Annotated in this window: 18 protein-coding genes and 1 pseudogene; 8 read left to right on the forward strand and 11 right to left on the reverse strand. The window is 48.8% G+C overall.

Annotation, left to right across the window (positions count from 1 at the left end; translation table 11 throughout):
• Positions 1 to 71: 71 nt before the first annotated feature.
• A complete protein-coding gene (locus ACN4EG_RS23670; RefSeq protein ID WP_431632731.1) occupies positions 72 to 1,055 on the reverse strand; it encodes a GntR family transcriptional regulator in 984 nt (327 codons plus the stop codon).
• A gap of 559 nt (positions 1,056 to 1,614) precedes the next feature.
• Here ACN4EG_RS23670 and ACN4EG_RS23675 point away from each other — a divergent pair.
• The 6 genes from ACN4EG_RS23675 to ACN4EG_RS23700 all read left to right on the forward strand — a co-directional run bounded on the left by ACN4EG_RS23675 (position 1,615) and on the right by ACN4EG_RS23700 (position 7,978).
• Positions 1,615 to 1,791 carry a hypothetical protein gene (locus tag ACN4EG_RS23675; protein ID WP_431632733.1) on the forward strand — a complete coding sequence of 59 codons (177 nt, stop codon included), beginning with the start codon at positions 1,615 to 1,617 and terminating at the stop codon, positions 1,789 to 1,791.
• On the forward strand, positions 1,751 to 2,491 hold the full coding sequence (locus ACN4EG_RS23680; RefSeq protein ID WP_431632734.1) for a dienelactone hydrolase family protein: 741 nt from the start codon (positions 1,751 to 1,753) through the stop codon (positions 2,489 to 2,491). The genes ACN4EG_RS23675 and ACN4EG_RS23680 overlap by 41 nt, the downstream gene beginning before the upstream one ends.
• Positions 2,492 to 2,608: 117 nt before the next feature.
• Complete coding sequence (locus ACN4EG_RS23685) at positions 2,609 to 3,502, forward strand: S1 RNA-binding domain-containing protein (RefSeq protein WP_431632735.1); 894 nt, start codon at positions 2,609 to 2,611, stop codon at positions 3,500 to 3,502.
• Positions 3,503 to 3,739: 237 nt separating this feature from the next.
• Positions 3,740 to 4,603: a Tab2/Atab2 family RNA-binding protein gene (locus tag ACN4EG_RS23690; protein ID WP_431632736.1), complete on the forward strand. Its 864-nt coding sequence runs from the start codon at positions 3,740 to 3,742 to the stop codon at positions 4,601 to 4,603.
• A gap of 120 nt (positions 4,604 to 4,723) precedes the next feature.
• Positions 4,724 to 6,046, forward strand: a complete 1,323-nt coding sequence (locus ACN4EG_RS23695; RefSeq protein WP_431632737.1) for a TldD/PmbA family protein — start codon at positions 4,724 to 4,726, stop codon at positions 6,044 to 6,046.
• A gap of 246 nt (positions 6,047 to 6,292) precedes the next feature.
• Positions 6,293 to 7,978: an iron uptake porin gene (locus tag ACN4EG_RS23700; RefSeq protein WP_431632738.1), complete on the forward strand. Its 1,686-nt coding sequence runs from the start codon at positions 6,293 to 6,295 to the stop codon at positions 7,976 to 7,978.
• 136 nt (positions 7,979 to 8,114) lie between these two features.
• Here ACN4EG_RS23700 and ACN4EG_RS23705 read toward each other — a convergent pair whose 3' ends face one another.
• Entirely contained in the window at positions 8,115 to 8,519 is a 405-nt protein-coding gene (locus tag ACN4EG_RS23705; protein WP_431632739.1) for an ExbD/TolR family protein, read from the reverse strand.
• Positions 8,520 to 8,619: 100 nt separating this feature from the next.
• On the opposite strand from ACN4EG_RS23705, the gene ACN4EG_RS23710 reads away from it, so the two are divergent.
• A complete protein-coding gene (locus ACN4EG_RS23710; protein WP_431632740.1) occupies positions 8,620 to 9,426 on the forward strand; it encodes a hypothetical protein in 807 nt (268 codons plus the stop codon).
• A gap of 250 nt (positions 9,427 to 9,676) precedes the next feature.
• Here the strand turns inward: ACN4EG_RS23710 and tnpA are convergent.
• The 9 genes and pseudogenes from tnpA to ACN4EG_RS23755 all read right to left on the reverse strand — a co-directional run.
• A pseudogene (tnpA, locus tag ACN4EG_RS23715) lies at positions 9,677 to 9,920 on the reverse strand (IS200/IS605 family transposase); the annotation flags it as partial.
• Between the two features lie 371 nt (positions 9,921 to 10,291).
• Entirely contained in the window at positions 10,292 to 12,181 is a 1,890-nt protein-coding gene (locus ACN4EG_RS23720; RefSeq protein WP_431632741.1) for a hypothetical protein, read from the reverse strand.
• A complete protein-coding gene (locus tag ACN4EG_RS23725) occupies positions 12,181 to 12,657 on the reverse strand; it encodes an ABC-three component system middle component 2 (protein WP_431632742.1) in 477 nt (158 codons plus the stop codon). The genes ACN4EG_RS23720 and ACN4EG_RS23725 overlap by 1 nt, the downstream gene beginning before the upstream one ends.
• 1 nt (position 12,658) lies before the next feature.
• Positions 12,659 to 13,750, reverse strand: coding sequence for an ABC-three component system protein (locus tag ACN4EG_RS23730; RefSeq protein WP_431632743.1), 1,092 nt, complete (start codon positions 13,748 to 13,750; stop codon positions 12,659 to 12,661).
• Between the two features lie 499 nt (positions 13,751 to 14,249).
• On the reverse strand, positions 14,250 to 14,468 hold the full coding sequence (locus ACN4EG_RS23735) for a hypothetical protein (protein WP_431632744.1): 219 nt from the start codon (positions 14,466 to 14,468) through the stop codon (positions 14,250 to 14,252).
• A 463-nt stretch (positions 14,469 to 14,931) separates the two neighbouring features.
• Positions 14,932 to 15,804, reverse strand: coding sequence for a 3'(2'),5'-bisphosphate nucleotidase CysQ family protein (locus tag ACN4EG_RS23740; RefSeq protein WP_431632745.1), 873 nt, complete (start codon positions 15,802 to 15,804; stop codon positions 14,932 to 14,934).
• A gap of 175 nt (positions 15,805 to 15,979) precedes the next feature.
• Positions 15,980 to 16,450: a hypothetical protein gene (locus tag ACN4EG_RS23745; RefSeq protein WP_431632746.1), complete on the reverse strand. Its 471-nt coding sequence runs from the start codon at positions 16,448 to 16,450 to the stop codon at positions 15,980 to 15,982.
• A 197-nt stretch (positions 16,451 to 16,647) separates the two neighbouring features.
• A complete protein-coding gene (gene aqpZ / locus ACN4EG_RS23750) occupies positions 16,648 to 17,436 on the reverse strand; it encodes an aquaporin Z (protein WP_431632747.1) in 789 nt (262 codons plus the stop codon).
• A gap of 189 nt (positions 17,437 to 17,625) precedes the next feature.
• Positions 17,626 to 18,504 carry a PfkB family carbohydrate kinase gene (locus ACN4EG_RS23755; protein ID WP_431632748.1) on the reverse strand — a complete coding sequence of 293 codons (879 nt, stop codon included), beginning with the start codon at positions 18,502 to 18,504 and terminating at the stop codon, positions 17,626 to 17,628.
• Positions 18,505 to 18,562: 58 nt separating this feature from the next.
• On the opposite strand from ACN4EG_RS23755, the gene rsmI reads away from it, so the two are divergent.
• Positions 18,563 to 19,420: a 16S rRNA (cytidine(1402)-2'-O)-methyltransferase gene (gene rsmI / locus ACN4EG_RS23760; RefSeq protein WP_431632749.1), complete on the forward strand. Its 858-nt coding sequence runs from the start codon at positions 18,563 to 18,565 to the stop codon at positions 19,418 to 19,420.
• Positions 19,421 to 19,691 lie beyond the last annotated feature (271 nt).

The following is a 19,691-nucleotide window of genomic DNA, read 5'->3' on the forward strand; positions in this document are numbered from 1 at the left end:
TAGGGGGTAGGAGAGTAAAAGGGTAGGAGGGTGGGGGGATGAAGAGGGGATATTATTTCTTGGCAAATCCCTTATTCTAATCCCAATTCTCGTTTCAACAAGTTGACGGATTTCCCAACGATAAAGCTATCGCAAATTAAGAGTTGAGGAGGACGAATAATATCTTCCCGCGCAGCTAAAATAGCAGCCTTGACCTGAGTTTGACTGGGTTCATCACACATCACCGTCTGGGCATTCCGGATAATCGCATCTAACTTATAGCGATCGCTGACCTGTGCTCCCATCAACAACAGATCATCGCCCCGTAGGCTATGGATAATCACGGATGCGACCCCAACGGTTTCGGCACTAAGGCTAACAATCCCCAGGCAGTGACCCTTCGGCAAACCTTTAATAATTTTGAGTTCTTTTTCAAAATCGTAAATATCGATCGGGATCACCCGAGCGGCCTTGGGAGCCGCGATCGCCTCTGCTTGGGCAATGAAATAGCGACTGGTGACCACGGTGCTCGAGCGGGTTTGGTCGAGTACTTGCGCTAAGTCTTCCATCGGCACAAGCTGCATGGGAATATTGAGCGCCTTTTCCAACTCCCGCAGCATCATCTCTCCTGCTGCTAAGTCATGGGATGGAGCTGTCACAAGAACCTGCGCACTACACCGGAGCCGCCAATCAATTTCCGCCAGAAACAGTTCCCGCGTCAAGCTCAACGAACAGCCCTGCTTCAACAGCTCATCCACCGTTCCTTGGATCAATTTATGCGCCTGGGGATACTGCTGAAGTAAAGGCGACTGAACCTGTGCCCCTCCTTCCGCCACATGATCGCGCACGTAGATCCCCGAGCCAGCCTGCGCATCCACAACTCCGGCTTCTTCCAGTTGCCGATAAACTTTGCTCACTGTATTCCGGTGTAATCCGGTTTGCATAGCCAATTGCCGCGTGCTAGGCAGACGGTGCCCCGGCGGAAATTGCCGCGACGCGATCGCGAACAAAATCTGATTATAAAGTTGTGTGGATGCCGGAATATCGCTATCTGGCTGGATATGGAAGCTGATCATGCCCAGTCCTCTGAGTCTCGCAAAGAAATCGTTCTCTGTTTATCACTTAATGATGTTACGCGAGGAAGTTAGTAACTACATTTTTTTCTAAAATTCCCCTACAGAAGCTAAATAATTCAGGGCAATAGAAAAAAGTAATCCCCTAGTATTCCCAACAATTTGTCAAAATTTTGCAAGATTTTCAGCCAATTGGCTTAAATCTCAAAACTTAAAGTTTTCTTTAAATAACTTGCAATGATCGCTTTAATTCTTTCAGATTATCTACCTAGACACCTCAAAATCCGCCTTAACTAGTCATTTCCACAAGATAGCCTCTACTCTCAAAGCTAAATTAACCTACACCTATCGTTCCGACAGCATCCTGCTAGGGTGACCGATCGCGAGATTGGCTTGCACCGCCTGCTTCCTGCTTGGATGGAGCACTTTGAGGTGCAGAGCACGCGCTTTATAGGCATTAAGCTGCCCCGCATCGGTGAAAGTTGCGCTAACTCAGTTTTCACTTCATCAGCCTCAGCCAATTTGCTGAATCCTGAGTGTTGGTCACACAAGTCTAGAGCGTATGAGTCTAGAGCAGACAGGTCTAGAGCAGACAGGTCTAGAGCAGACAGGTCTGGAGCAGACAAGTTTTTACACGGCCAGTCTTTGCCTAGGAAGTTTTGCTACTGTGATTCCTGACGCCATTCCTCGCCGCGACCATGCCCTATCCAATTACATCCCACTGGGTGCAAATTCCTAGTCCCAGCCTCCCGATCGATGCCTACCAAGCGATTCCTACAGGCGTTGAGCAACAGCAATTTCCTGCAGTAATAGTCATCCATGAAGTGTTTGGGGTGAATGCCCACATGCAGGAAGTGACCGATCGGATCGCCCAGGAAGGATATGTCGCGATCGCTCCCAACTGGTTCCAGCGAACAGCACCAGGATTAAACCTAGGGTATGGCGAGGCGGATTTAGCCCTCGGGCGTAGTCATAAGGATCAGACCACTGCCGAAACCATTCTGGCCGATGCCCAAGCGGTGATCGCGTATTTGAGATCGCAGCCTTTTGTGCAACAGCAACCCATCGGCACGATCGGCTTTTGCTTTGGGGGGCATATGGCCTATCTGGTGGGAACGTTGCCGGAGATTCGCGCAGTGGCAGCGCTGTACGGCAGCGGAATTGCAGTCATGACGCCTGGTGGTGGCGCACCGACCATCACTCGAACAGCAGAGATTACAGGCACCGTCTACGCCTTCTTCGGCAATCAGGATCCATTGATTCCCAACGAGCAAGTAGACGCGATCGCCGCAGAACTTGCCCATCAAGGCATCAAACACAAACTCTTTCGCTATGATGCAGGCCATGGGTTTTTCTGTGATCAACGGGCATCCTATAACCCGATCGCAGCGGCGGATGCCTGGGAACAGATTCAGGCACTGTTTGCAACCATGGCCTAATCTGCGGGGTGATCGGCCTCAACCATGGCTCTCCATGCCTGTCCTCGTGGCACTGAAACCCTGCCACTTACCTGCATCCACATACTACACTGACAATATCTAAACCTTTGAATTGTTATGGCTCAGAAGAACACTCAATCTCAATCCGCTTTCTCCATGGCTGACTTTGAAAAAGCCCTGGAAACCCATGGCTATGAATTTGCCAAGGGGCAAGTCGTCACGGGGAAAGCTTTTAGCTATGAGAATGACGGAGCCTTGATTGATATTGGGGGTAAATCTCCAGCCTTTTTGCCCATGGATGAGGCCAGTGTTTACCGCATCAGCGACATTACGACTGCAATTCAACTGCAAGAAGAGCGGGAATTCCTGATTATCCGAGATCAAAACGAAGACGGCCAGGTCACCGTTTCCATCCGACGGCTAGAAGAACGGCGGATTTGGGAAAAACTGGGAGATTTGCAAGAGAGCAAGCAGAGTATCCAAGTGCGCGTTTTGGATGTCAATAAGGGCGGTATTACCGTTAATACTTTGGGACTGCGGGGCTTTATTCCCCGATCGCACGTCAACGAGCGCGATAACCTCGAAAATTTGATTGGCTCCACCCTCAGTGCTTGTGTCCTCGAGCTCGATCGCAAACGGGGCAAAATTGTTCTGTCTAATCGGTTAGCGTCCCGTGTAGCCAGCCTCAGCCAACTGGAAATGGGGCAACTCATCGAAGGCACCGTCGCCAGCATCAAACCCTTTGGCGCGTTTGTGGAATTTAACAACTGCACTGGGTTGCTGCACGTCAGCCAAATTAGCCAACGCCCGGTGGATGCTTTGGACAACCTGCTGACCGTAGGTAAACCTATTAAGGCGATGATTGTCAACATTGATGAAGGCCAAGGGCGAATTTCTCTCTCGACCAAGGTTCTGGAAACCTATCCCGGCGAAGCGATCGAAAAGCTAGATCAACTGATTGCCGAAGCCGATGATCGCCAAGAACGGGCTAGAAAAGCCGTCCTAGGCTAGTGGTCTGTCAATTTTGATTTTGTGCGTTAGTGATCTCCAGAATCCTTATGGAATAGTCGATTTGGAATAATGTCACTCACAATTTTAAGCTTGACGCTCCACTAGGTTCTATTCCGCTAGCAATTCAATTCTTCCCCGCACCTTATCCGACCAGGCGATCGCAAACCGCCGTACAATCGGGTTTGGTGCTTTTTGTTGCCTGTCCAATTTCTTTGATAATCCTCTCGATAAATCTCTATGACAACGATTTGGGAACTGGATTTTTACTCGCGTCCGATCGTGGATGAACAGAATAAAAAAGTCTGGGAAGTCTTGATCTGCGAAAGCCCGCTGACACTGGACGCCGATGTTTCCAATCTGTTCCGGTATTCAGAGTACTGTCCGAATAGTCAGGTAAATTCCATTTGGCTGGCAGAGGCGTTAAACAAAGCGATCGCCCAAGCCCCTACCCCGCCCGATCGGGTGCGTTTTTTCCGGCAGGCAATGAATAATATGGTGACAAAGGCTTGCGGGGATGTGGGCATTCCAGCGCAGTTAAGTCGCCGTACCTTTGCGCTGAACCAATGGCTCAGCGATCGGCTGGCAACCGTCTACCCCCAGGAAGCAGGGTACCAAGCTGGAGCCAATCCCACCGTGGCCTTTCCCTTGACACCGCCCCAACCCCTACCCGATGCACTCCGGGGACAAAAATGGAGCTTAGTGTCCTTAGAAGCATCGGCGTTTGCAGATATGCAGGAATGGTCGATCGACTTTGGGGAAGCCTTTCCGCTGCAAGCGAGGGGGCTGGCTCCCGATGCTCAAATTCCTGGCTTGATTATTTACACGTCGCGGGCTTTGCCGATGGCTGCTTGGATGTCAGGGCTGGAACTCTCCGCTGTGAAATATGACACCCATGATGGGCAGCAATTGGTCTTGGAAACTGGCGTGATTGAACGTTGGACTTTGACCCCCTTGCCCAAGCCGGAACTGCAAGCGGAAGCTCAACGTTTTGAAGCGGACAAAAAAGCAGCCAAAGGAGTGCATTTTATTGCGATTCAATCCGGCCCCGAGTCCGACGCCTTCGCTGGATTTTGGCTGCTACTGGATGACACGATCGCCTAGCACAGCAATTCTAGAGTTGCCAATTCTCGATATGCGCCTCGATCTGTAATCCGTTAGCTTCGCAATCCTAACCTCCCAGCGCACTTCCCCAACTTTCTGATCAACCATCGCCCCTTCACCGTGGATACTGTGCCCCATTCTGTTACCGATACCTTTGCCGAAGAACTGCTAGACCTGGCCCGCAAAGCTGGTGCCGAAGCCGCCGAGGTTTACCAGTCCCAATCCCTCGCCCATCCCGTTTCCTTCGAGGCTAATCGACTAAAGCAGTTGGAAAGCTCCCAGGCGGATGGCACGGCGTTGCGCCTGTGGAAACAGGGACGCCCCGGATTGGCAGTGGCCTATGGCGCAGTTGATCCCCATGCCTTGGTCGATCGGGCGATCGCGCTGAGTGAACTGAATGATCCAGAAGACATTGAGCTAACGGAGAAGAATGGCATTCCCCACCAGGATTTGGGGGAGTCCGTGGCAGTAGAGCAGCTAATCACCTGGGGGAACACCGCGATCGAGCAGGTTCGGCAAGCCTATCCCGATGTGCTTTGTGGTGGCGGTTGGGACTGTGAAACTGAAACCACGCGCTTAACTAATTCCCTGGGATTAGATTGCAGTTACACTGACACGACCCTAAGCGGTTATTTGGAAGCGACTTTGGTGCGGGGCGACGACTTTCTGACGATTTACGATGGCCAGGGGCTGCGCCAAGCACTCGATCCGCAACTGATTGCAGCCCAGGTTTTACAACGCCTAGATTGGGCTCAGGAAAACACTGACGCGCCTCAAGGCAAAGTTCCAGTTCTACTGACGGCAAAAGCTGCTGACATGCTGTGGGGTACCGTACAGGCTGCCTTGAATGGCAAACAGGTGCTCGATAAAGCATCTCCTTGGAGCGATCGGCTAGGCAGCTTAGTCCTTTCTGAGCAACTGACCCTGAGCCAAGCCCCCAACCAAGGCCCCTACAGTTGCCCGTTTGACGATGAAGGTACGCCGACCCAGGACTTAACACTCATCCAATCTGGGGTATTGCAAAATTTCTACTGCGATCGCAAAACCGGGCGAGCCTTAAAACTTGCTACCACGGGGAATGGGTTTCGATCGGGCCTCGGCAGCTATCCAACCCCTAGCTTGGTGAATTTCGTAGTGGAAGCAGGCGCGCAATCATTGGAAGATCTAATCGCCAACATTGAAGACGGCCTCATCCTAGATCAAATATTAGGGGGCGGTGGCGGACTTTCTGGAGATTTTTCTATTAATGTCGATTTGGGTTATCGGGTCAAAAATGGCCGGATTGTGGGCCGTGTCAAGGATACGATGGTCGCTGGCAATATTTACACCGCACTGAAACAAGTGCTCGCCCTGGGGAACGACGCCGATTGGAATGGAGCCTGCTGGACTCCCTCGATCGTTCTCGGAGGACTTTTTGTAACCGAGCGCACATCAGATATGTAACCGGGAAAACGTCGGGATAATTATGTCTCGCGGTACAATTAAGCAATCTGCTGTAGGGAATCGAACAGTTGATTAATGCAAAGTATGCAGAGTTGCTAACGGTTGGTATTTGATTGAATCTATCCAGCGTTTGCCTGTGCGTTTCATGCATTTGCAGCAGCTAAAAAATTCATAGCGCTTCTTTACTTTAAGCTGGTTTTCTGGGTTAAAGTGTCTTCTGTGATGGTGTGAACTGAGAGTGTAATTATGTTGAATCAAATGTGGAATCTGCGTCTGACGGCGCTGCTGAGTGCAACTTTGGCAATTTCGGCGACTGGTGCTGCCAACGCCTCGGAAGTTGCTCCAGCAACTCAAAAGAATTCTGTTTCCCTGAGCGAAGTTCAAAGCTATAGCGATAGCAACAATGGTGTTGCTGCGATGTCTCAGGTGACTTCTGTTTCTCAACTATCTGATGTGAAGCCTACGGATTGGGCTTTCCAAGCCCTGCAATCCCTGGTTGAGCGCTACGGTTGCATCGCGGGTTACCCCGATCGGACCTACCGTGGCAACCGGGCAATGACCCGCTACGAGTTCGCCGCTGGTCTGAACGCTTGTATGGATCGCGTCAACGAACTGATTGCGGCTGCAACGGCTGACCTGGTCAAGAAAGAAGACTTGGCTACCCTGCAAAAACTGCAAGAAGAATTTGCTGCTGAATTGGCTACCCTTCGTGGTCGTGTCGATGCGTTGGAAGCTAAAACCGCAACCCTGGAGAAGCAACAATTCTCCACCACCACCAAGCTGCGCGGCGAAGTGATTTTCTCCGTTTCCGGTGCACTGGGTGATGAACAGGCTGTCAGCGGTCGTCGAGTGGATGGTGTGGGTGGTGCACCCGATACCGTTACCCGTCCGACCGGCACAGCAGATGTGAATGAAAACACCACCTTCAGCAGCCGGGTTCGTCTGGGTCTATCCACCAGCTTCACTGGGAAGGATCAACTCTTCACCCGTCTGCAAGCTCGTAACGTCCCCAACTTTGGGACTGCGACGGGTACCAACATGGCGCGGCTGTCCTACGGAGATCTTCCTACTACCGAGGCTGCTAACTCTGTTCTAGTGGATAAGGTCTACTATCGCTTCTCGCCTTCCGACAAGATCCGTCTAACGGTCGATGCACTCGGGGGTGAGTTCTACAACAACGTCAATAACTACAATCCTGGTGTATCCAGCGATTCCCAAGGCTCTATCAGCCGCTTCGGTCGTTTCAACCCCATCTATCGCTATGGTGCAGGTGGATCAGGTGCAACGGCTAACATTGCCTTCTCGGATAAGCTGAGCTTGGATGTCGGTTTCTTGGCTGATGAAGCTAGCGATCCCGCTAACGACAGAGGCTTGTTTGCAGGTTCCTTCGGAGCATTGGCTCAGTTGAACTTCCAAGCGACCAAGGATTTGGGCGTGGGTCTAACCTACATTCGCGGTTACGATCGTGGTGGTAATGTTAACGTAGTTGGAAGCACAGGTAGCGTATTGGCTAACCGTCCCTTCGGCGCAGGCGTTGCAACTGCTAGCGATAACTTCGGGATTCAAGCTAGCTTCCGCCTAAACCCCAGCGTCGTCATCTCCGGTTGGGGTGGCCTGACCCGTGCTTACAACCGCTTGAATACTCAAGACGCCACCATCCTGAACTGGGCTGGGGCAGTGTCCTTCCCCGACTTGGGCAAGAAGGGTAACCTGGGTGCTGTGATTGTGGGTATGCCTCCTAAGAACATCGATGCAGACAACGGTGCTGCTGAAGATACCGATACCTCCCTGCATGTTGAAGCACTGTACCGCTATCAGATCAACGACAAGATCTCCATCACCCCCGGTTTCTTGGTGATCTTCAACCCTGAGCACAACAGCAACAACGACACCATCTACGTGGGCACCATCCGGACAACCTTCACGTTCTAAGGTGCCATTCTGGCTCAAACCTGAAGGGTTCAGCCAGAGTTCAATCGGTGAAATTTAGTTGAATAAAGAGGAGCTAGAAAATAGCTCCTCTTTTCTTTTTCTCCAGCCTAAAATTCGCAGAAGTTTGGCCGATCGGTTATCGCGATCGCTGGGTTTGGATTGCCAGCCTAACCCCATTTATTTGCCGAACTCGATCCATCACCGCCACGACCTGCCCATGGCTGACCCGTTCATCGGCATTGATAATCACGAGCTTATTGTCAGAATTTACCAATTGGCCCTCAACTTGAGATTCCACCTGGTCGAGTTCGATCGGTTGACGATTGAGGGCAATTTGACCGTTTTGATCGATCGTGACGGTAACGGGGGCCGATTGTTGGAGCTTGGCAGTGGTGGCGCTGGGAAGATTGACAGGGAGTCCCTCCGATCGGGTGAGATAGAGCGACGACATAATAAAAAAGGTCAAAATCGCAAACACCACATCAATCATGGGCACGATGTTGATTTGAAACGGAGTGTCGGGTTCTTCGGGTAGACGCATAGTCCCTGAGCCAAGGAGTCGTACAGTTTTTTGAGTATAGAAGATCCCCACAAAATCTCAGCAGTGCTCGGCCCTATCCAGGGCAACACTTCTGACCTAGTTGCATTCTTTTGTCAAAAAGCTTTATGCTAGGAGCATCAAATTTGCTAGTTATAGGCAAGTAGCTTTTCCAGTTAAACCCATTCAGATTACAGTGAAACTTCTCCCGCAGCTTCATCAAATCACCCTTTGGCATATGTTGCCGCTGGCGATCGGGCTTCATGCCGGATTCGCCTTTATTCCAGCCGCTTCATTTGATACTAAAGATTCGCAAAAAAAGGCTGAGCTACCCGTCCCGCTTACGGGGATTCCCCTTGCGCTACCCGTTCCGCTCAAGGTAGCAGCCCCACCCACGGTCAAACCGCCAGTGCAACTTGCGGCCAAGCCTCAACCTCCCGTTCAGCGGCAAGTCGTTCAACCTGCGGTAAAGCCTGTCATTCAGGAAACGAAGGTAGTCCCTCAGACGGAAAAACCAGTAGATAATCCACGCAACCCATCCGCAGATCAGCCCCAAACCACCGACAGTAAGTCATCCTCGCAAGCTTCTAATTCAAACCCTGAGGAAAAGACGCCTGATCAAACCCAATTGCCTCAAAATCCACTAACTCATAATCATTTGGGAGGAATGTCTTTAGAGGAAACAAAAGAAGCTTATGCTCGTCTAGGCTACGATTTCATTACTGAACCTGTTATCCAAGCTTCTGACTTCCTGGTTTACAAGCTGCTTCACCATGAGACACAAAAACCTCACTACAACCACTTTGTAATTGAGCCACAAGGTGTCGAGAGATTGGAGTTTTCTCCCGATTTATTCACAAAAAAAGAAGTAGTCCTTGCAAAGATTGAAGAAAAGAGAGCGCAGCAGTAGAATTACTGTTCTAAAAAATAAGCTGGCTGACGCTACATTGTTTTAAGGCAGTTCAGAGTTTTAAGGCAGTTCAGAATTTGCAGAACCGAATACAGTTCATTCTGACGCCGATTTAGAGAGAAATCACCGGAAAAGCTGTATTGTTGTTGATCCAGCTTCAGAAAAATCGAATAAACCCCATTACTCACCAAGCCAAAGGTTGCTTGATGCGGAAAAGTGATGCTGCGACGTCAGTCGCCGTTCCTTCCGGAAGTAGCCGGGAGGAACGTCCCTTAAACGCCCTAACGACCTCGCTAATAGCTGTTTTCTCGTCGTACGCAACCAACAAATGCCATGATCTGCTGCGATCTCTTTGGCTTTAATAATCTACTCATTATCAGCAACTACTGAATCAAGGATCGCTGATAGGCGAGTTTTGATTTGCTCCTTTAGCCAGGTCTGCGCCGCGTTGGAATCCAAACTAAATGAACTGTAGCAAGCCCGACAGAGTGGTTATCTCTCTTGAATCACTTTAAGCAGAGCAAAAAGCTTCTAAAAGCTGAAAGCTTTTCACAATAGGCCGTCTAGCATATACACATCATTGTCAAATATTTGAAAATATTGGTAATGGAATGTATATGCTCAAGCTCAAGCTGTGTAAGGATTTCGTCGGTTTTAGCTAATTTATCCTTTCCTGAAATGATTAAAGAGGGGTATAAATAACCTCTCGGCAACACCAATCTGAAAGGAGTAATGGTTGAGTTGGTTTCTTGAAGACTAAAATGGAGCAGTCTAACGATTGAGTTCAGCGGCGTTCAACATTTTTGTATCTTACCGTCAACCTTTCTTCCGCCGCTGCAACGATTTGTTATGCACTACCGCACAGTCAATTTTCAGCGGCAGGGAAAAAACCATAGCGCCCTTCATTGGGATTTCCAGTAAAGTTCGTCAACGAAATTCTTTCTTCAATACCTTCTGGGGGAGGCTCATTCTCAATTATTAGAATTTGGCTATCATTGTAGTTATTAGCAAGATATTCATAAAAATTTTCTCTAAGCCCTACACCTTCCAAAAGGGCTTTATCTTCAGATGCTTCTGGTTGCCAGTAAGCTAATAAAGGCGAATCTAGCACTACAAACCCTGGATGGGATAGATTTCTCTCCTTACAAAAATCCATCAGCCCAATTGTCATAGCTGAATGGGTAACAGCTCTTAATCCTTTTCCTCTACTAGTACGAGGCTGTCCTCCTATAACCAAGTCTTTCCTTGCTTCATCAAATGAAACACGATCCGAACCAGGGAAATTCCACGCCTGAAGCAATCTTTGTACTGTTTCTGCAAAATCATCAAGAACTGATGTCGAGAGGTCTACCCGTGAATTAACAGTAGTAGAAGTCTCACTTATCTCAGCTAGTAGAGAAGCTCGTTTTTGCTGCATCTGCTCGATTCTGCTGAATGCATCAACGATACGTTGCATTTCACTAGATTGCTTGACAAGTTCACTGAAAGTATTCTGTGCATCACTAAGAGGAGAGTTTATTTCTTGTATTTCTTGGTTGAGGGACTGCAACTCAGGCTCAAGTTGCTCTCGTTGATTGGTCAACCCTTCTGCTTCAGCTCTTAAATCTTCTGCTGTTTGATCAAGCTCCTCCGAAAGCTGTTGCACCTTAGCAATTTCAACCGCTGCTGCATTGATAACATTTTCAATATCCCCATCACACATTTCAACTTGATGGTGCTCATTTGGTAAAGCACCACATAAAGGGCATGGTGTTCTCTCTAAATGAACAAAAAGTGAACCCGATTCTTCAATTGAAGTAAGTCGCTCAAGATCAATACGATAATGTTCCTGTAAAAGATCAAAACGGGATAAAAGGCTTGAGATCTCGTTAATTCTAGTAGTTAAGATTTCTTTGGATTCTGATATTTCACGACGACGCTCAATACGACTGTTTAAGTTCTGCTGAAATTGAGCAAGAATTTCTTGTTGTCTTTGCAATTGGTCTTCAAGAAAGGATATTCGCTCCTCAGCTTGAGTACGAGTAGTCTGAAAACTTTCCAATTCAGATTGCTGCTCTTGAATCAATTCTGTAATAAATTCAAGTTTGGCTCTATTGTTTTGCCGAGTTGTAACTATTTCACTCTGTATTCTAGCTTGCTCAACTAAAGCACTATCATCTACACCAGTCAGAAGTAGTTTAAATACAGAATACTCAACTGTGGCATTTTGATTTCTTCTAGATAGAATCGGAGAATTTCTCTTTATTATGTCATCTTCCTGAATTACAACTAACCTGACTAGATTACGGAAACTGAGGCTTTGTGTTTCACCTTGTCTATTTTTCTGAACACGCTTGTTTTCTAGTCCTATTAAAGATAAAAGATAAGTTGAAAGAGTTTCATGGTTTCCATGTTCATGTACTTCGCTAAGATTTATAGCCTCAACGTTAGGTTCATTTATTAACCATGCCCCTTCAAATCGATTGAAGCCTCCTCCACTTGTACTTCTTTGTAGTGTAAAAACCTCATTGTCTCTCGCCCTTAAAATAAGTCTTGCCTTATCATAACCATCGCGCTGAGGAATATCTCTAAGAGGATTATTATTTCTATCAACTTTGGCACCTAGAAGAAAATCAATTGCTTCCACAAGGAAAGATTTCCCTGTGTCTGATGCTCCCCGTACAACATTTAATCCCTCCCGAAATTCTAATGAAGCTGGAGGTTTATGAGGGCTGATGAAAGAGATTCCACCAAGTTGGAGAGGAGACCAGCTCATTATCTTTGCCTCCCTGGGATCTCTAATGGCTGAAATTGAGTAGACCAGTTCCGAAAGAAATTTTTTTCAATTTCCTTTAAATCATGAAGAGACGAATTACCAAATGCCTCAGCCACCCATTCTGCACGTTCCCTAAGTTGCGTAATGTACGGAGAACTAAGCATCGAAAGGAATGCACTTGCATTATCTGATGCTCGATATTCAAATCCATTGGACGAAACTAAATGTTCTACCAGACCACGACTGAGCATTAATAACAGTCCACGCTCAATCAATCCTCGCTTGACAGTCAGTTCACCTGAACGAAGTGGCAGTGGAGCGTGTAAACTATCTGGACCTTGAACATCACCTGAATGGACTGTGAAATAATCAAAGAAAACCAGGAACTGAAGATCAAGTGAGCGGGGATATACTGCCGTTAATATAATCAGAGATCTGATTCCAATTTCAAGTGGACTATTAAAAGGTGATGTCATATCACACCTCCTCATCCATCTGTACCCAGATCAATTGATCTTCATTAGCAAGCTGATGACAAATACCTTGCCTATCTTGTGTCTGAACAACACTCGCTAAAGGATTTGATACTATCGCGATTTGTGCAGATTGAGAAACTGTTGCTCTCATACGAGCCAATCCATCAACATGATCATTTTCATAGATGTCTACGACACCATGATAAATCTCTTGTTGCAACCTCTCAAAAGTCCCATCGGGCACAGTATCACGAGCATAATTGCGTAGATATTCTGCATGATAGAATCGTTCTCGCTGCCTTGAAAAATCATTTCTAAGAGCAGGTTTTGAAGACGCAGAAAGTTCTTCAATGTTATTGACAGATGTACCTAAATGATTTGAATAAGCGTTCAATAACTGCTTAATATAACGGCTTTCAGTTACAGCGTGGTCTTCTGGAGGAGCTGGAACTGCTGGTCTTGGAGGTAATCCCCCACCAAATCTGGTGGAATGAAAAGGTGTCTTAGAATGCTGCTCTATCATTTCCACAACCGATTTTGTTGAGAAAATGGAGAAATCAAAATCCTCAAACCAATCAAGTAAATCTTTTTCTAGTGGGATACTAGTATTTTGTGTAATCTTATCCTTGCAATATTTGTCCCAATTTGACTTGATACCTTGCTTAAGATCCGCCGGGTTACGAAGCAACCTAGTTAGGCTTGTGCCTATACCAAGAGGTGCAACAAAATAATACTTACGTGGAACAGAATAGTTTTTTTTGTATGAGTAATAGATAAGCTTGCCAAATTCAACCCAGATGTCACTTGGAGCAAGTGAATGATCGTAATGCTTGCATTGGTAATTATCCCATTCACCATCCAAGTTCTCGTCTGTTGTATAGCCAGCAATATCTATCCCTTGATCTCCTGCACCACCATAACGCTTAACACACACATATATATCTTTGAAGGAACTTGCCCATTCCTCTGTGAAAGATTCCCATTCTGCTGGGGAAAAGGTCGTAACACGAATTACTTTATCTATCGGAAGCCCAGTTGAGATATGCTCTGCCGATGGGCACAATACAGGTGCCTTTGGAGCAATTGGCTTCATGTCTTCGTCTGCTATCAAGGGCGTATTCCTATTACGATTTTTTGATCTGCCCAATTTTACTCTAGATAGGAAAGCAAGTCATGCTAATAGGGGGGGGCTGTTTGGTGCATAACGATTAATAGACTGAATTTTTCCGCCTAAGATCCCAAAATGGGCAGATAGGCAGAATGAATCAGCCTAAGATCCCAAATTCCTACTTATGCCGATTCTTTCCGTATAATATGCCATTTAAGCTGATTCGCGAGAATCTTTCCGCATAATTTCAGATTTCTTAAGGAGATGATCAAATGTACTATTGAATGTACAGTACATCTACCTATCTCTATGCAGCCACCTCCGCAAAAATTGCTGGATCAGGTACGGGATGCGATTCGCCTCAAGCACTATGCCTACCGCACTAACGACGATGATCTACACCCATGTGCTGAATCGGGGCGATCGAGGTGTCCGCAGTCCATTAGATAACTAACCAAACTGCGAAACACCGATGCTTCAACTGTTATCGCAGCCGTTCGCGACTGAGGATGCTGATGTATTGCCCGTCGGAATGCAAAATCTTCATCGGCTGACTCCAATGAATCCTGTCTGCAATGCGATGGACATGCAATTGATTAATCGTATCTTGAATGAATTCTGGATGACCGATTAAGTGGATCTGTAAGCGTTGTTTCTCATGTTGAATCCCACGATCGCTCCGATCGCTAGAACCTTTCGCCATATTGTGAGCTTCTCCTTGTAGTGAACCTAAGAAGCCCCAAAATTTAGAGCCACCCCGTTTGACATCACAAACAAGAGTGGCTCGGTCAGATGTTAAAATCCTCATCAAGCCTCCTTGCTGCACTCTCAGCGAGGGGGAATAGCTACCCGGAGTTGCGTCAACAACGAAGGGTAGTGCTCTAAATTGTTGGGAACCCAGCGACCCCATGCTTCATGCCGACCCGTCAAAGAAGGATGTCCATGGCGATCGCTATGAGAAACACACTACGAACAAAGTAGCGGCCTTGTCAATCCGTGGTTAAAAACTTGAATTTGGGTATCATTCAGCACCCGTATTCTGGATGCTGTGCAACCTTATCTCTGTGCTGTGCAACTTTATCTCTGTGCTGTGCAACTTTATCTCTGTGCTGTGCAACTTTATCTCTGTGCTGTGCAACTTTATCACAGTTACAATTGCAATCCGTTCAATTGCTTCTTTTTAAATCCCGATCGATATCCGACAACGCTTTTTTAAGCCGCTGACAAAATTGGCGATGGGTCTGTCCATTACTGCCCAAAATACCCCCCCATTGATTAACATCCGCTTGGTTATAGAGCAACGGCATTTTGTCGAACCGCGTCAACATTCCCCCCGCCTCATGCAAAATCAGATCCGGCGCAGCAAAATCCCAATCCTTCGGTGCAGAAGTGCCTGAAAGTGAAATGTATAAGTCAGCAGATTGATCAACAATAGCAGCAACCTTGCAACCCACACTCCCGATCGAAATTTGGGAATCAAACGTAAACTGCTCCAGCAATGCTTCTAAGCGTGCGCTGCGATGGCTACGACTGGCCACTAAAATCATCTCTTCTAACTTCCGTTTCCGAGATGCCTTCACCCCCTTCGGCTTGCCCCCTTGCGTTTCCACCCAGGCCCCCTGCTCCGCGATCGCACTGTAGAGCTTACCCATCGCCGGACAGGCCACCACCGCCACCACTGGACGGCCTCGGTGCACCAGCGCAATATGCACCGCGTATTCCCCCGTATTATTGATGTAATCCTTCGTTCCATCCAACGGATCAATAATCCACACCCAATCCTTACCCAGTCGTTCCTCCGGAGCCTGCGTTTTAAACGTCTCTTCACTCAGGTAGGCAAAATCATCCACCCCCAGTTGGAACTGCAACATGGTTAGAATATGTTGATTCGCGGCCAAGTCTGCGGTCGTTACCGGACTATCGCTCGTACCACTGATCTCAAAATCCCCCGATCGCACCTGCAATAAAATATCCGCCGCTTGCCAGCCGACCGTTCGAGCCAACGTGCACAATTCTCCTAAGCGTTCTGCGATCGCCATACTGTTTCCCACCCCTTCCAACCAATCGAGCAGACCACACGCTGCCCCAACGATAACCCAACAAAAAAGGCACAGCAGCGCTATGCCTCCCTAGTGTATTCTGTCTTATCGATTTCGCTTAATTTGTGTTGCTTGATATCAAGACCTTCACCAGCGGCCCCCTCAAATTCCAGTATCAAGCATCCTGAACCGACTGGCCGATCGGCTCAAAGGCAGAGATCCAATAGCGACGGCAACTCCAGAGTAACCCGGCCCCAACAGCAAGGTAAATCAACCCGCGCACCTCAAAGCTGACCCCCACTGCTCGCAGGACAATCCCAATGCCCATCATGGCCACAATCAGCCCGATCGTTTTAGCCCCAAACATTTGGAAAATACTCTTAAACGGATTCGGTTCTTGAAGACTGTCTACCCGATCGATGACCCGTCCAGCGGTTTTGTCCAGTATCAGCTTGCCCTTCATCAGTCCCACCGCTAGGGCGATCGCGCCAATGCTGAGATGGCGGGGATCCAAATCACCTAGGTACGGAAAATGGAACCAAAAAACACTGCCCATCGTGAGCAGCCCTGCGCCCACCAAGGTCCAAATGGATGCGGCAATCCAGAGGTGCTGCTGTCGATTCAGTCCACTCCAACGACCTTCCATAGGGTATCTCCGGAAATGTAACGAAACGATTAACAATTATAGACGCTGGGGGAAACCAGTGCTAGGGCGATTCCAAAAAGAGGCCACCCACAGGGCAGCCTCCCAATGTCTTCAAAATTAGACGACTTAAATTAGACAACCCGGCTTGACATCAGCGAGTCCCGTCGGATTAAGTCCCGCCGCAAGTCTGCCAACGCCTAAGCCAGGGGTGTATGTTCCCGCTCGACAATGCGAGGTTCGCTCGCTTCGCTGAAGAGGGCGTTATAAACCCAACCTGCCAGCAACGCGCCCACAATCGGTGCAACCCAGAACAGCCACACTTGACTAAATAATTCTGCGCCAGCAAAAATTGCGGGACCAGTACTACGAGCCGGATTTACAGACGTATTCGTCACTGGAATGCTGATTAAGTGAATCAAGGTTAAACCCAGCCCGATCGCCACAGGAGCCAGTCCTTGGGGAGCACGCCGATCGGTGGAACCCAAAATAATCATCAAGAAAAAGAACGTCATCACAATTTCCGTAAGCAGGCAAGCAGCTAGGGAATAGCCCGCCGGAGAATGGCTCCCAAACCCGTTGGTGGCAAGGGGATTGCTGCCAGTCAGGACAAAATCAGGTCGGCCACTGGCGATCAAAAAGATAATACCAGCGGAAGCCGTGGCTCCGAGCACTTGGGCCACGATGTAGGGCAACAGGTCAGAAGCGGGGAAGCGTTTGCCTGCCCACAGCCCAAAGGAAACCGCAGGGTTGAGATGGCATCCGGAAATATGCCCGATCGCGTAGGCCATGGTCAGCACAGACAGACCAAAGGCGATCGCCACCCCCAACGCCCCAATTCCCGTGGGTAGGGTGCCAATCACCTTGCCCGCATTATCCGCCAGCGTAGACGAAGCAAAACTCGCAGCCAGTACGGCACTGCCACACCCGCCAAGAACGAGCCAAAACGTCCCAAAAAATTCTGCGGCACAGCGTTTCATTAATGACATAGGCAAGACTCCTTGTTGTTTGAATTGATGCTTCGACAATAATAAGGATCTCAGGAGAACTACTGAGCTCTACGATCGTTCAATCCAGATAACCTCTGGGACTGCCATGGTAATTATCGTAGAACTGACATTGCAATTCTGCGTTACATCTATCTATCCAAATCGATTTATTGATCAAATACCTCTATCCTAAGGAAGTTCTAAGCTCCAAGACCGAGTCCCTAAGAAATTACAGGCGAAAGTCGCCGTTTGTGCTGCAAAATCTAAGGAATTTATAAAATTTTGCTGCAAAATAGCGTAACAGAAGGCCCCATGGAAAATGTCCCCTGCGCCGAGGGTGTCTAGGGGGGCGATCGACGGCGGGTGCAGGAATTGCAGCGTGGGATGTGCTGAATCACACCAAATGATCGGCCCTGCTCCCTGGGTAATGGCGAGGTGGACAATGCCAAACTGCTGCAAGTACGCCAAGACTTCTGCCTGACTGGCGCAACCGGGAGGCTGGAAATTGGCGGAACAAATGGCATAGTCCACCTGGGGCAAAACTTGGTCAAATCCGGGTTTCCAACTGCCGCCATCGATGACTACAGGAATCCCTAAGCGTTTCGCTTGCTGGGCGATCGCCGCACTCAGCGCCATTTGATGCCCGTCGATCAAAACAATATCAGTATCTCCTAGCAGCGCTTGTAAGGTTTCAGGGGAAAGACTCTCGGCGGAAACCTGGGTTCTTTGGGCATTGAGGGAAATGACCGATCGATCCCCCGTGGCCTGGGTAATGACGATCGATGACACTGGGGGAGAAGCCGTCTGCTCTGGTGTCAAATCGATTAAATGCACCCCACAATTGCTCAAATCAGCCTGAATCAGTGACGTAATGGGGTGTTGTCCCACTGAACTCAGCAAAGTGGCCTCTCCCCCCAATGCCGCAAACGCCACCGCTGCATTGGTCGCAGGCCCCCCAGCGGAAATGAGCGACTCGATCGCCACGACTTTCTCGTTCGCTTGGGGCGGTGCCTCTGCAAGGTAGATGAAATCCACGGTGGTTAACCCTATAAATAATCCCCGTCCCATGGCCCTTGTCTCCCCGTAATCTATCCTCAGATGGCCCATTTTCCCCTATGATGCCTCCATGGAAATTTGTGCAGGCACGTTATATCTCGTCGGAACGCCGATCGGAAACCTGGAGGACATGACCTTTCGGGCGATTCAGGTATTGCAACAGGTGGATTGGATTGCTGCGGAGGACACCCGCCACACGGGCAAGCTGCTCCAGCATTTCCAAATCAAAACCCCGCAATTGAGCTACCACGAACACAACCGCACCGCGCGGATCCCAGAGTTGCTCGATCGCCTACAACAGGGAAAATCGATTGCCTTGGTGACCGATGCGGGGATGCCCTGCGTTTCGGATCCGGGCTATGAATTGGTGAAAGCCTGTGCCGAGGCGGGATTTCCCGTAGTCCCGATTCCGGGCGTCACGGCAGCGATTACGGCCTTGGCCGCGTCGGGGTTGCCCTCCGATCGCTTTGCCTTTGAAGGCTTTTTACCTGCCAAAAATAAGGATCGAGATCGGGCTTTAGAAGCCTTGCAAGCGGAAACCCGCACGTTAATTTTCTACGAAGCGCCCCATCGCCTGCGGGAAACCCTCGCGTCATTGCAATTGGCCTTTGGCGACGATCGGGCCATTTCGATCGCACGGGAACTGACGAAACTCCATGAGCAATTTTGGCGCGGGACGATCGCAGCGGCAATCGCCTACTACAAAACCCGCGACCCCCAAGGCGAATATACCTTGATCGTTGCGGGTGCAGTTCCGAAAGCCGTGGAGCTAACGGAGGCGGTATTAAAAGCAGAATTGCTGGCGTTATTGCAGCAGGGGTTATCCCGATCGCAGGCCAGTCGTCAGCTTGCACAACAAACAGGAATGGCTCGCCGTCCGTTGTACCAATTAGCTTTGGAATTACCGGATGAGGACGAAGCCGATTGAATTTGCTCGTCATTGCGAAAGATCTGATCCCCCTAAATCCCCCTACCCTGCGGGAAGCAGAGCTACAAAAGGGGGACTTTGAGTCAATTCAGGCTCAGGCTAGAGAGTTTAAGATTATTTCTCAGTTTTACCTCAATTTTCTCCAGTTCCCCCCTTATTAAGGGGGGCTAGCGATTATCTTGAAAGTCAAGTAGGTTGGGGCAGAACTTGCCCTGGATTAGCTATGGCCGCAGGGTTCCAGAAGGTTCCCTGCTTGACCATGGCATTGAGA

Source organism: Alkalinema pantanalense CENA528 (genome assembly GCF_050753345.1).
Lineage (GTDB): Bacteria > Cyanobacteriota > Cyanobacteriia > Leptolyngbyales > Leptolyngbyaceae > Alkalinema > Alkalinema pantanalense.